The following is an 11,937-nucleotide window of genomic DNA, read 5'->3' as shown; positions in this document are numbered from 1 at the left end:
AAGGACAATAACAATGATTAATGGCAGCAAGCGTATCCCCCACCCCATCCGCTGGGCCATGGTAGGAGGCGGTCGTGATAGCCAAATCGGCTATATTCATCGTTCGGCCGCCTTGCGTGATCAGAACTTTGCCTTGGTAGCTGGAGCATTCGATATCAATCCTGAACGCGGCCTCGAATTTGGCATAACACTAGGTGTCGATCCTGAACGCTGTTACCCAGACTACCTCAGTCTGTTTGAACAGGAGGCCCAGCGACCGGATGGTATTCAGGCGGTATCCATCGCCACGCCCAATGTCACGCATTACGCCATTACCAAGGCGGCGCTGGAGGCAGGCTTGCATGTAATCTGTGAAAAGCCCCTGTGCTTTACAGTGGCGGAAGCTGAAACATTGCGTGAAGTAACTTTGGCGAAAAACAGAATCGTAGGCGTGACCTATGGTTACGCCGGCCATCAACTGATCGAGCAGGCCCGCCAAATGATTGCCCAAGGCGAACTGGGCGAAATTCGGATGGTACACATGCAATTTGCCCACGGTTTTCATAGTGACTCCGTAGAGTCACAAAACGGGGCCGCCCTATGGCGTATGGACCCGCGCATAGCGGGCCCTAGCTACGTGCTAGGCGATATAGGTACCCATCCGCTGTATATTTCAGAAGTTATGTTGCCTGACCTGAAGATCAAGCGCTTGATGTGCTCGCGCCAGAGCTTTGTCAAAAGCCGTGCCCCGCTGGAGGACAATGCCTATACCCTCATGGAATATGACAGTGGTGCCATGGGCATGGTCTGGTCCAGTGCTGTAAACGCAGGTTCCATGCATGGTCAGAAGGTCCGCGTGATCGGCTCCAGGGCCAGTCTTGAATGGTGGGATGAACGTCCTAACCAACTTTCATTCGAAATCCAGGGTCAACCAGCTCAAGTGCTGGAGCGCGGCATGACCTACCTCCACGCCAACGCCCTGATCGACGACCGCATCGGCGCAGGCCACCCCGAGGGGCTTTTCGAGGCGTGGGCCAATCTCTACTACCGCTTCGCCCTGGCCATGGACGCGACGGACCGTAACGATAGCACGCTATTAAAAACGCTTCGTTACCCAGACATCCATGCTGGCGTCGAGGGAGTGCGTTGGGTTGAGCGCTGCGTACAGTCTGCAGGTCAGGGCGGCGCATGGGTTGACTATTGACCTGCATCCTGAACAGCTAAGCCTTTACGATGGTCGTCCCTATGAACAACCTACATTCAGTGCAGCTGCGACCTGCTCAGCGAAAGTTTCTCATCACTGAAATACCACTCATTATGGCTTTCTCGCTGCGCATGAGAGGATAGCAATCACTTGCCCTGATCAGGCACCGCTGCCTGCCCTCTTGGAATTGGGTAGGCTCCTTCTAAACGGCTCGGCATGGAAGGCCTAAGGGAGTACTATCGTGGCGGGCCGTTGCTGCCTGCCGCTCGCACCCCTTGGGTAAGGTGAAAGCATCCATGTTTTCTCCCAAATCGCTTCTCTGATCACCGAAGCATTGGTAATGCGAGCTCCAGAATGCTTCGCTTTCAGGAGGAACGATGATTTCAATTGAGCAAGCCAAACAGATGGCTAGAAGATTGCGTGCTTCATTGGCAGAGCGTAATCAAGACATACCCCACTCTACTGCGCTTGAGTTGATCTCACATCAACTGGGTTACAAGGATTGGAACACTGCCTCAGCAGCACTTTCGAAAGAAGACCAAACGCAAAACAACCCTATCTTCGGAAGATCTGTCCCTATACTTCGGATATTTGATGAAACCAAGGCACGGGAGTTTTACCTGGACTTCCTGGGTTTCAGCGTCGAGTTCGAACATCGATTTGAAGCTCATCTGCCGCTTTACCTTGGTATTGACCGAGGCGGTCTCAAACTTCATTTATCCGAACATCATGGCGACGCCAGTCCGGGGTCCACGATCTTTGTACCGATGCAAAACATCAAGGCCTTTCGCGATGAGCTATTAGCAAAACACTATAGCTACGGACGCCCAGAAATTGTTCACCAGCCGTGGGGAAAGGTTATGGAAGTCCATGATCCTTTTGGTAATCGCATTCGTTTCTGCCAGGACTGATTAGCTCACTGAGCTTTGTAGTCGCTTGGGTATAACTCAACGACTACCCAGCCCTGAACGACAATAGCGATCAGCCAAAAGGAGGTTTGATTCTGCTAGGTAAAGCAACCACTCAGCTTTATGAAGCCAAAAGTTGAGCAATTTTCTTCTGCAGATTTCCATGAACTTCTTCTGTGTATGGGGGAGCGGCTTTCCAGTCATAGAACCAAACAGGCATTTTACGATGCTGTTCGGGTTCCGATGCATAGCGGGGAAAATGTGACAATGGAGTTCTGGTTCTGAATTACCCAATATTTCGTAATTCATACGCAGTGCCCCGGTAGCCTCTAGAACAGCATTGCCGATACGTGTCATTTCGAGTAGGTAGGTGGTTCTAGACTCAGCATCAAGATCATTCAGGCTAGGAACAACAGGATCTGGAAGCAACAGGCAATAGCCTGGAAGAAACTGTACATCGCCCATAACTGCCCAGTCAGAGGCCATACGGCAAATAACTTTGTCGTTTGCTCCAGTACGTGCGAGCGCCACACGATCTGAAATGAGTGACATGCTTGTCCTTAATAGCGGCATTACCGGCTAGGTCTTTGTTCAGAATTCTCTGACTTTGGTTTGATCATTTCCCTTATGACGATTGCCACCGCACTTTCTCGCAAGTACAAAATCTTCCGTATCAAACACTAAAGCGTGTGGCGACCCTTTAAAAGGGCAGCATTGATTAAATTTTCGAATTATCACTTCCAGCCAATAATTTGCATTTAAAATGCTGTTGTCTTTCAGATATAACCCAGCGACTACCGCATACCATACAGGCATATCAGTTAAGGTAAGAGGTAGAGCTTATGGATTGACCTCAACTGTCTTATCTACTGAGCACAGCGAACGCCCTGCTGGATATAGATATTGAGTTGCCGTCGGGGTCTTTAGCATTCGCAAAAGAATAACCGTCAGCATGATGAGTAATGCCAAACCTTAACCCCTGGGTCATGCACTGCTCTTTGAAGCTATCTACATCCTTAACATCAAAAACGAGTTTGACGGCAGCTTGTCCTATTTTTATGCCCTTCCCGGCAGGATGAACCATAATAATGGCACCGCCATCTTTATCTTTGGTATTAGTTCAGCGATAAGATCATCAACGTCAATCTTACTAGCGAAACCGAAATAGCGTTCATAAAAGGTACAAGTAACCTGGACGTCTCTGACGTACAGCATGATGCGATTCAGCTTTGGGTACATGCTTGTAGCCTGCTTTTTGATTTATGAATGGAGTCGAGCATATACCGCTTCGGCAACTACCACTTCGAAAACCAAAAATTAAAAAGCCAACCTCCTTTAAAAGCCTACTCTAACTACGAGTAGTTAGAAGCAGTCGAAAGCAACTTCATAGTAGACATTGGGATATAACTCAACGGCTACATATTTTTTTATAGTAGCTATCGGTCAGTTGCAGCGTTATTTCTCACGAGCGCAGGCTAGATATCCCTTGGCCTATTTATCCAAGATATTACCTGCCTGCGCTCATCAGTAAGGCTTCGCTAGCGACACTAGTCCAGCAGATCTGCGGGTACGTTGCCGCCGTTCTCAGCCAGCTTTTGCAGTACAGCTTTGTGCAGCCACATGTTCATCTGCGCGGAGTCCTGCAGTTTGTCTGCTGGGCAGTTCAGTTCTTTGGCGAGCTCCTGACGAGCAGACAGGCTGCTGTCCAGGTCAAGCAGCTTGAGCAGATCGACGATGGACGTTTTCCAGTTGAGCTTTTCGGCATGGTTGGCCGCCAGCCCGTCGAGCTTGGCAGCCACATCCACCTGACTGATGGCCTGTGGTGCGGCTCCGGTAGCTGTATCCGTGGACGAGGATGACGTGCCAGCGGGCGTACCTGCCGCTGCATCAGTGCTGCCCGGCTGCTGCGCGGTAGGTTCGGCAGCGTGTGCTTCTTTACCAATACCAAGCTTGGACAGGATATTGCCAAATAAGCTCATATAAACTCCTCATCTATCAATCGAGACGGTGACCTGCTTGTGCAGGGCTTGCCTATCTTCCGACCGCTGTGTCGTGGAATTAGTTTGAAATAAATGCCATTAGTTTGAGACCAGACCCAACATCTTCATTCCAGTTGGTGTTACTTCTCCTTCGGAATAATGGAGATGGCACCATTTTTCTCCAGAATCGCATATTTGATCTGATCCATTCGCTCAAGCCCATGCGTGGTACGGGCCGCCTCCAGGATGTCCTCCTCGGCCAGACGTACCTTGTTCAGTCTCGCCTTGAGCACCTGTCCATTCTCCACGATGATCATGGGCATCCCGTCTATGAACCGCGCAAGCTTGGGCGACCGCTCCTTGACCAGCGATAACCCGATATCGATGACTACCAGGGTCACGATGATGAGCGCTGCGTTGGTTACGGAAAAATCATCGCCCAGCAACGCCTGTTGGGTCGCCTCGCCAATAATCAGAAGTAGCACAAAATCAAACGTTGTGATTTCAGCCAGGGTACGCCGCCCGGCAATCTTGAAGATAATAAAGACCACCAGATAAACCGCCGCAGCGCGTAATACCGCGTCCATGATTGCTCCTTACGGATAAATGAATTGCGTCAGTTGCAGGGCGGGCCCTGAAGTCAGCGTTGAAACGACACTGCGAGACAGACCAACCCCCTGTGCCCGAAGACTCAGGTGCGTCTGGACCCAGCCTCGATCATCAGCCAGGTAGGTAAGGCGCATCCCTGAGCCGTAGCTGCGGGATTCGACTGGCTCGGGTTGCAGGCTGTCGACACTGAATGAGTCCAGCAGACTGCCGTCGAGCAGGATGGTCGCTTTTCCATCTGCTCCAGCCTTGGCCTTGATGGTGACCGGCATGGATGCACCATTACGTGCAAAGCACTCGTAGACAATGATCAGTTCGCCATCAGGACTCTGGATTTCGGTATGACTTAGTGGACCCTTGGAAAACAGACCAAGCAACGTCAGGATGACAATGGCGCACAGCATGTACCAGCCTATACGCTCGATCATCCAGATCCGTTTCTGTACGCAAAGGTCTTCTTGGATCGGATACTGGCGGCTGGAAAACTCGTTCTTATCGTCTAGCGTTGACATATTTACGTCCCTGGCCTGTTGTTACGGTTGAAAGCCGGGACACTCATTAGTTCTGCGCGCACACGCCGTGCCTCGCCTCACCCCCCTATCGCAGCACACCGCATACAGCGGCCAGAAACCAAACTCTTAAGCATTACGTCTGCAGGTAATACCTTGAGGGTGCACCATGACATTCAATGAACTCTCGGCAAAATTCTCAAATTGGGCAGGCCAAGCCCGCACGTTTCAGCTGGCTGTCGCAGGTATCATTCTCTGGGCTATTACAGGCCCGATCTTTCATTACAACGCTACGTGGCAGCTGATCATCAACACCTCCATGACCATCATTACGTTTCTCATGGTGTTTCTGATCCAGAACACACAGAACCGTGACAACGTTGCCCTGCACATCAAGCTCGACGAATTCTTGCGCGTTACCCAAGGCGCCCAGGATCGCCTGCTCTACCTGAAAAGTCTCGATGCCAGTGAACTCAAAGCGCTGCGCAAGAAGTATGAGGAAATAGGAAAAGAGGCCAGTGCGCTCAAGCGCCGAGACCCAGAGGCCGAAGAAAAGACTGAGCAGGCCTAAAACAACGTGACACCAATCACAGTTAGAAAAATCCAACCTCAGCAATGGCACTAAAGCATCATCAGATTATTGACATGTAAATAAATCCTATAACCGCCATTAAGTTTCAAGCGTAGAAAACGATAACCCCTCCAATGCGGTTCTCTGCGCAATCGACTTAATGGTGGTGCTTGATGCCTTCCTCTGATGTTTCTCTCGATCATTCCATTTCTGGAGCTTCCAACCACGCCTCAATGACAGGTACCGTCTGGATTCCGCTTGCGCTGTGTGGCGTAGCTGGCGGAGCCGGAATTGTCTGGGCAGGAAACGCTTCCTTGTTGAGCTGGGTGCTGGCGGCTGCGCTACTGATTGCAGCCGGGCTTTTGGCTGTCTGGGGCCAGGCGCGCCAGCAGCAGGTGCTGAAAGCACTTTCTGCCTCACAAAGCGAGGCGCGCGGCATGACCGGCAAAAAGGCCCAGGAAGGTGCTGTGGACGGGATCTGTATTGAAGTGCTCCCGGTGTGGGCACAGCAGATCGAAACAGCGCGTAGTCACACGGAAGAAGCCGTTACCCAACTGACCCATCGCTTTGCTGAGCTGGCAGGCCGTATTCAAATGTCAGTCGAAGGGTCCCATGATGGCAGTGCTCAGGCGCTTGTTGCGCTCCTGTCCTCCAGCCAGAACGAACTCAACGGCATCATTACCGGCCTGCGTGAAGCCTTGTCAAGCAAGGCAGTGCTCCAGCGTGAAATCACGCAACTGCATGAATTTACCGGCCAGCTTCAGGCCATGGCCAAGGATGTTGCCGATGTTGCCAAGCAGACGAACCTGTTGGCCTTGAACGCGGCTATCGAAGCTGCACGTGCAGGCGAGGCAGGCCGTGGATTTGCGGTAGTCGCCGATGAAGTTCGCAGCTTGTCGACTCTGTCAGGCAACACCGGACAAAAGATCAGCGAAACGGTGGAGACCGTTAATGCCGCCATTCGCCGCACCCTGGAGGCGTCCGAGCAGTACGCCCGTCAGGATGCTGAAACCCTGGCGAACTCCGGAAACGTCATCGAAAACGTCATCACCCAGTTCAATGCCAGCGCCAGTCATCTGGTGCAGCAGAGCAACACCTTGCGCGAGCAAAGCGAAGCCGTGGGCGCTGAAATCTCGGACGTCCTGGTAGCCCTGCAATTCCAGGATCGCGTCAGCCAGATGCTGAGCCATATCCGCAATGATTTGAACAAGCTGGAACAGCGCCTGCTTGACCGGCGTACTCAGGCCGCGCAGGGCGAGGCGTTGAAGCCGATCGACACCAAAGCCTGGCTTGATGAGCTGGCCAAGACCTATACCACAGCGGAGCAGCTGGCTGTCCATCACGGCAAAACGCCGGCCTCAGCCGCTTCGTCCGATATCACCTTCTTCTAAGCCACACTTCTGTTCGAGACCATTATGAGCACGAAAAAAACCGTTCTTATCGTTGATGACTCCATTTCGATCCGCCAGGTCGTCGGCATGACACTCAAGGGCGCCGGCTACGACGTGATCGAGGGCTGTGATGGCAAGGACGCATTGGGCAAGTTAGACGGCCGCAAGATCCACCTGATCATCAGCGACGTGAACATGCCCAATATGGACGGCATTGCGTTTGTTACAGCAGCCAAGAAGCTGCCGGCCTACAAGTTCACGCCGGTCATCATGCTGACCACCGAGTCGGGTGCCGACAAGAAATCAGCCGGTCAGGCCGCAGGCGCCAAAGCCTGGATGGTCAAGCCCTTCCAGCCCGCTCAGATGCTGGCGGCTGTTTCCAAACTGATTCTGCCGTAACCCTGCTACGAGATCGTCACCATGACCGAAGCCGCTATTGAACTGCATCACCGTGTGGCCCTGGATGGCCCGTTGACTATTTATACAGCAGCTGAGAGCAAGGCCAAGGTGCTCGATCCGCTCAAGGCCAGCGCACTTGTCGAATTTGATCTGGCAGGAGTAGATGAATTCGATTCGGCTGGCCTGCAGCTGCTCATCCTTGCAAAACAGGAAGCAGCCAGGCGTGGCTGCTCGCTTAGCCTGTGCAACCACAGCCCTGCGGTTGTGGAGTTGCTTGAGCTAAGCGGGCTAGTCAGCTTTTTTGGCGACCCTCTTCTTAGTCAGCCGCATCTCGCTTGAGGCCACGCCGTGAATATCGATGACGTGTTAAAGGTTTTTATTGCCGAAAGCCAAGAGCTTCTCCAGCAGATGGAAGATGCTCTGTTGCAGATCGAGCAGAACCCGCATGATCCAGACCTGATCAATGCGATTTTCCGTGCTGCCCATACAATCAAGGGTTCAGCAGGCCTGTTCGGGCTGGACGGTATCGTCAGTTTTACCCATGTGGCAGAAAGCGTTCTGGATCGCATTCGCAGTGGCGAGCTTGCCTTCAACGATGCGTTGGCCGCCCTATTCCTGCAGGTATGCGATCAGCTCAACGCCCTTATTACGCATGTAGAAGCTGGCGGCTCGCTGGATGAATTGGAGCCGGCACTGCACAAGCAGGGGACAGCCCTGGTCGAGACCTTGAGCCAGTATCTGTCTGGCAATGCCGTACCGACCTCGATTGTGGAAGCGGCTGCGCCCGTGGCCCGTGAGATCAGTGACAAGCCTGGCGAGCATTGGCATCTGTCACTGCGCTTTGGTCCCGATGTGTTACGCAATGGCATGGATCCCTTAGCGTTTTTACGGTACCTCAATACCTTCGGGCAGATCACTCATATCGTCACGCTAACTGAACATGTTCCTACGGCTGACGAAATGGACCCGGAAACCAGCTATCTGGGTTTTGAAGTGGCTTTTGCAACGGATGCCGATAAGGAAACGATTGAAGGTGCCTTCGAATTTGTTCGTGAAGACAGTCAAATTCGTATCTTTCCACCGAACAGCAAGACGGCCGATTATATCCAGTTGATCAACGAGCTACCGGAAGAAGATCTGCGCCTGGGTGAAATGCTGGTACGTTGCGGTGCGTTGACACAATCGGAGCTGGAAAAAGCACTTCAAAAACAGTCAGAGCCAGAAGCAGAAGCAGCGCCTATTGGTCAGGTACTGATCAATGAGAAGAATGTCCAACCACAAGTCGTGACCGCTGCGCTGCAGAAGCAAAAGCAGGTCAAGGACAACCGGACAGCTGAAGGTAACCTGATTCGAGTGGATGCCAACAAGCTTGATCAGCTTATTAACCTGATCGGTGAGCTGATTATTGCAGGGGCCGGTACCCAACTAGCCGCTCAGCAAAGTGGCGTTGCCCAACTGGTAGAGTCTACTGGCGTACTGTCGCGCTTGGTGGAAGAGGTACGTGATTCAGCCTTGACCCTGCGAATGGTACAAATCGGCACGACATTTAACCGCTTCCAGCGCGTCGTGCGTGATGTGTCCAAAGAGCTGGGTAAGGACATCGTTCTGGAAATCAGCGGTGGTGACACCGAACTGGACAAGACCGTAGTCGAGAAAATCGGCGATCCGCTGACCCATCTTATTCGCAACTCCATGGATCATGGTATTGAGCCGGCCCCTGTTCGCCTCGAGCGTGGCAAGCCTGCTCAGGGTACGGTGCGCCTGAATGCGTATCACGAGTCCAGCAGCATTGTCATCGAGGTATCGGACGACGGTGGCGGTCTCAATAAAGATCGCATCCTACGCAAAGCCATAGAGCGCGGACTCGTCAGCGACAACCAGAGCCTGACCGACAAGGAAATCTTCAACCTGATTTTCGAGCCTGGCTTTTCCACCGCTGAGCAAGTCAGCAACCTGTCCGGTCGTGGCGTTGGGATGGACGTGGTAAAGAAAAATATCACGGCTCTACGTGGCACAGTGGATCTGGACAGCGTTGAAGGCATAGGCACTACGATTAGTATCCGCCTGCCCCTGACACTGGCCATTATTGATGGCTTCCTGATCGGCGTTGGCAAAGCCACCTATGTGGTTCCACTGGACATGGTTGAGGAATGCATTGAGCTGACCAGCGACCAGTCCTCTGCGGCAAGACAAAGTACGAGCGATTACATCGATTTACGGGGCGATGCCCTGCCCTTCATCCGACTACGTGAATTGTTTGCCGTTGAAGATGAACCGCCACGCCGTGAAAACGTGGTTGTCGTGAACTACGCGGGTAGTCGTGCCGGCTTGGTCGTAGATCAGCTCATGGGTGAGTTTCAGACCGTTATCAAGCCACTCGGCAAGATTTTCGATAACAACCGCGCCTTGGGCGGCTTCACCATATTGGGTAGTGGTGCCGTGGCGTTGATCCTCAGTGTGCCGGGAATGATCGGCACAATTACACAAAGGCAGGCCGCTTCCAGCGCCGCCATGACCATCAATTCCTGATTGAGACAGCTATCATGAACGAAACGAAAAAAATGGTGCTGCTGGTAGTCTCTGCATTACTAGGCATCCTGGTCCTGGCCGGCGCTGCGCAGTACCAGATCAGCCGGGTATTCGAGGCAGCAAACTTCGGCAACGAGAACGCAGTGCCGAGCTTATTGGCTATCGCAGCGGTCAACGATCCTACCAATAAGTCTGTAAGAGCTATGTTCCTTCACTTACAGAGCAACGATGCCCTTGAGAAAGGGCAGCTGGCTCAAGAAGTCCATGACCTGCAGAACAAGGTCCAAGGTGCTCTGAAAAACTATGAAAATCTGGTAGCCAACGATGAAGATCGTCGCCTGCTGGAGCAGGACCGTGAAGCCATCGGAGCCCTGTTTGCCCTTCAGGATAAATTGCTTCTGCTCTCCCAGCAGGGTCAATTGGATCAAGCCAGGGAAATACTGATGGCTAACCGCCCGGCGTTCACCAAGCTGGCCGAAGCCTTGGGTACTCATCGTGAGTTCAATCAGCGCCTGGGTGAACAAAGTGCTCAGCTGGCAGCCAGCATCAAGACCAATGCAACAATTACATCCATTGTTATCGCCCTGGTGACTCTGCTTGCTATCGGCTTTATTGGTTTCGTCATCATCCGCAGCCTGCAAAAAGTCGTAGCCGTAGCCAATCGCGTGGCTAAGGGCGATCTGCCGGATGACATTGTAGTCAAGGCAAGCGATACAACTAGCCTCATGGCGGCCATGAGTCGCATGGTAGGTACGTTGCGCAATCTGCTCAACGAGATGAATCACATGTCCAAGGAGCACGACAAAGGGGATATAGATGTTTTCATTCCCGCTGACCGCTTCGAGGGCAGCTACCGCACCATGGCGCAAGGCGTGAACACCATGGTGTCCAGCCATCTCGAAGTCCAGCAGAAAGCCATGGCATGCGTAAAGGCCTTTGGTGAGGGCAATCTGGACGCCTCTCTTGAGCGCTTCCCCGGCAAGAAAGCGGTAATCAACGATAACATCGAGCAGGTACGTGCAAACATCATGCAGCTGGTCAATGAGATGCAGCGCATGTCCCGTGCTCATGATAAAGGTGACATCGACGTCTTCATCGAAGCAGCCCGTTTTAGCGGCTCCTATCAGGCGCTGGCGGAAGGCATCAACACCATGGTCGATGGCCACCTTGAGGTACAACGCAAGGCCATGGCGTGTGTACAGGCTTTTGGCGAAGGTGATCTTTCTGCACCGCTGGAGCGCTTCCCAGGTAAAAAGGCAATAATCAACGACAATATCGAGCAGGTACGGGCCAATATCCAGCGGCTGGTAGATGATGCCAGCGCGCTCAGCAGTGCAGCCATGGCAGGCCAGTTGGCGACCCGCGCCGATGCTAGTCAGCATAAGGGTGATTTCCGCCGTATCGTCGAAGGCATCAACGGGACGCTCGATGCGATTGTCAGCCCCGTTAATGAGGCCATGAGCGTTATGGCCAGCCTTGCCCAGGGTGACCTCAGCCGCACGGTACAAGGTAATTACCAAGGTCAGTTGCTGGAACTCAAGCAATCCATTAACAGCACCGTTGGAAAGCTGAACCAAATCATCACGGACGTTCGCGATTCGGCCGATGCACTGGCTAGTGCGTCAGAGGAGATTTCAGCAACTGCCCAGTGCATGAGCCAAGCCTCCACAGAGCAAGCGGCATCGGTTGAGGAAACCAGCGCGTCCATGGAGCAGATGTCCGCTTCTATCGGCCAGAATACCGAAAACGCCAAGGTCACTGACAGTATGGCCAGCAAGGCTGCCCAGGAAGCATCCGAAGGTGGCAAGGCCGTGAAGGACACGGTCGCAGCAATGAAGACCATTGCCGACAAGATTGGCATC

Annotated in this window: 12 protein-coding genes and 1 pseudogene; 8 read left to right on the top strand and 5 right to left on the bottom strand. The window is 52.9% G+C overall.

Features of this window, described 5'->3' with window-relative positions:
• The first annotated feature begins 13 nt into the window (after positions 1-13).
• Together PLU01S_RS15305 and PLU01S_RS15300 are read left to right on the top strand one after the other, a co-directional pair.
• Complete coding sequence (locus PLU01S_RS15305; RefSeq protein ID WP_074828505.1) at positions 14-1,183, top strand: Gfo/Idh/MocA family protein; 1,170 nt, start codon at positions 14-16, stop codon at positions 1,181-1,183.
• Positions 1,184-1,560: 377 nt separating this feature from the next.
• Positions 1,561-2,094: a glyoxalase superfamily protein gene (locus PLU01S_RS15300; RefSeq protein WP_074828508.1), complete on the top strand. Its 534-nt coding sequence runs from the start codon at positions 1,561-1,563 to the stop codon at positions 2,092-2,094.
• Between the two features lie 118 nt (positions 2,095-2,212).
• Here PLU01S_RS15300 and PLU01S_RS15295 read toward each other — a convergent pair.
• The 5 genes and pseudogenes from PLU01S_RS15295 to PLU01S_RS15275 all read right to left on the bottom strand — a co-directional run bounded on the left by PLU01S_RS15295 (position 2,213) and on the right by PLU01S_RS15275 (position 5,188).
• Positions 2,213-2,643 (bottom strand): annotated as a pseudogene (locus PLU01S_RS15295) (HIT family protein).
• Positions 2,644-3,147: 504 nt separating this feature from the next.
• Positions 3,148-3,306 (bottom strand): hypothetical protein, encoded by a 159-nt coding sequence (locus PLU01S_RS26405; protein ID WP_349681642.1) that lies wholly within the window; start codon positions 3,304-3,306, stop codon positions 3,148-3,150.
• Positions 3,307-3,638: 332 nt separating this feature from the next.
• Positions 3,639-4,070 (bottom strand): DUF3597 domain-containing protein, encoded by a 432-nt coding sequence (locus PLU01S_RS15285; RefSeq protein WP_010798861.1) that lies wholly within the window; start codon positions 4,068-4,070, stop codon positions 3,639-3,641.
• Between the two features lie 140 nt (positions 4,071-4,210).
• Positions 4,211-4,657 carry a DUF421 domain-containing protein gene (locus tag PLU01S_RS15280; RefSeq protein WP_074828511.1) on the bottom strand — a complete coding sequence of 149 codons (447 nt, stop codon included), beginning with the start codon at positions 4,655-4,657 and terminating at the stop codon, positions 4,211-4,213.
• A 9-nt stretch (positions 4,658-4,666) separates the two neighbouring features.
• Positions 4,667-5,188 (bottom strand): hypothetical protein, encoded by a 522-nt coding sequence (locus PLU01S_RS15275; RefSeq protein WP_074828517.1) that lies wholly within the window; start codon positions 5,186-5,188, stop codon positions 4,667-4,669.
• Positions 5,189-5,354: 166 nt separating this feature from the next.
• On the opposite strand from PLU01S_RS15275, the gene PLU01S_RS15270 reads away from it, so the two are divergent.
• From PLU01S_RS15270 to PLU01S_RS15245, 6 genes are all read left to right on the top strand, one after another.
• Positions 5,355-5,756 (top strand): low affinity iron permease family protein, encoded by a 402-nt coding sequence (locus tag PLU01S_RS15270; protein ID WP_074828518.1) that lies wholly within the window; start codon positions 5,355-5,357, stop codon positions 5,754-5,756.
• A 173-nt stretch (positions 5,757-5,929) separates the two neighbouring features.
• Positions 5,930-7,147: a methyl-accepting chemotaxis protein gene (locus PLU01S_RS15265; RefSeq protein WP_233432218.1), complete on the top strand. Its 1,218-nt coding sequence runs from the start codon at positions 5,930-5,932 to the stop codon at positions 7,145-7,147.
• A 24-nt stretch (positions 7,148-7,171) separates the two neighbouring features.
• The gene (locus PLU01S_RS15260; RefSeq protein WP_019366686.1) at positions 7,172-7,546 is read left to right on the top strand and encodes a response regulator; all 375 of its coding nucleotides are present in this window, start codon (positions 7,172-7,174) and stop codon (positions 7,544-7,546) included.
• A 21-nt stretch (positions 7,547-7,567) separates the two neighbouring features.
• Positions 7,568-7,885, top strand: coding sequence for an STAS domain-containing protein (locus tag PLU01S_RS15255; RefSeq protein ID WP_074828522.1), 318 nt, complete (start codon positions 7,568-7,570; stop codon positions 7,883-7,885).
• Positions 7,886-7,894: 9 nt separating this feature from the next.
• Positions 7,895-10,075 carry a chemotaxis protein CheA gene (locus tag PLU01S_RS15250; protein WP_074828524.1) on the top strand — a complete coding sequence of 727 codons (2,181 nt, stop codon included), beginning with the start codon at positions 7,895-7,897 and terminating at the stop codon, positions 10,073-10,075.
• 14 nt (positions 10,076-10,089) lie between these two features.
• On the top strand, positions 10,090-11,937 hold a 1,848-nt coding region (locus PLU01S_RS15245; protein WP_084339933.1), incomplete at its 3' end, for an MCP four helix bundle domain-containing protein.

Source organism: Pseudomonas luteola NBRC 103146, from assembly GCF_002091675.1.
In the GTDB taxonomy this organism is placed as follows: Bacteria; Pseudomonadota; Gammaproteobacteria; order Pseudomonadales; family Pseudomonadaceae; genus Chryseomonas; species Chryseomonas luteola.
Note: the sequence above shows the minus strand (reverse complement) of the source record. Positions and strands in the feature narration are given on the sequence as shown.

Coding starts and splice junctions, on each gene's coding strand:
- PLU01S_RS15305 (WP_074828505.1), top strand. CDS start 14: ATGATTAATGGCAGCAAGCGTATCCCCCACCCCATCCGCTGGGCCATG.
- PLU01S_RS15300 (WP_074828508.1), top strand. CDS start 1,561: ATGATTTCAATTGAGCAAGCCAAACAGATGGCTAGAAGATTGCGTGCT.
- PLU01S_RS26405 (WP_349681642.1), bottom strand. CDS start 3,306: ATGCTGTACGTCAGAGACGTCCAGGTTACTTGTACCTTTTATGAACGC.
- PLU01S_RS15285 (WP_010798861.1), bottom strand. CDS start 4,070: ATGAGCTTATTTGGCAATATCCTGTCCAAGCTTGGTATTGGTAAAGAA.
- PLU01S_RS15280 (WP_074828511.1), bottom strand. CDS start 4,657: ATGGACGCGGTATTACGCGCTGCGGCGGTTTATCTGGTGGTCTTTATT.
- PLU01S_RS15275 (WP_074828517.1), bottom strand. CDS start 5,188: ATGTCAACGCTAGACGATAAGAACGAGTTTTCCAGCCGCCAGTATCCG.
- PLU01S_RS15270 (WP_074828518.1), top strand. CDS start 5,355: ATGACATTCAATGAACTCTCGGCAAAATTCTCAAATTGGGCAGGCCAA.
- PLU01S_RS15265 (WP_233432218.1), top strand. CDS start 5,930: ATGCCTTCCTCTGATGTTTCTCTCGATCATTCCATTTCTGGAGCTTCC.
- PLU01S_RS15260 (WP_019366686.1), top strand. CDS start 7,172: ATGAGCACGAAAAAAACCGTTCTTATCGTTGATGACTCCATTTCGATC.
- PLU01S_RS15255 (WP_074828522.1), top strand. CDS start 7,568: ATGACCGAAGCCGCTATTGAACTGCATCACCGTGTGGCCCTGGATGGC.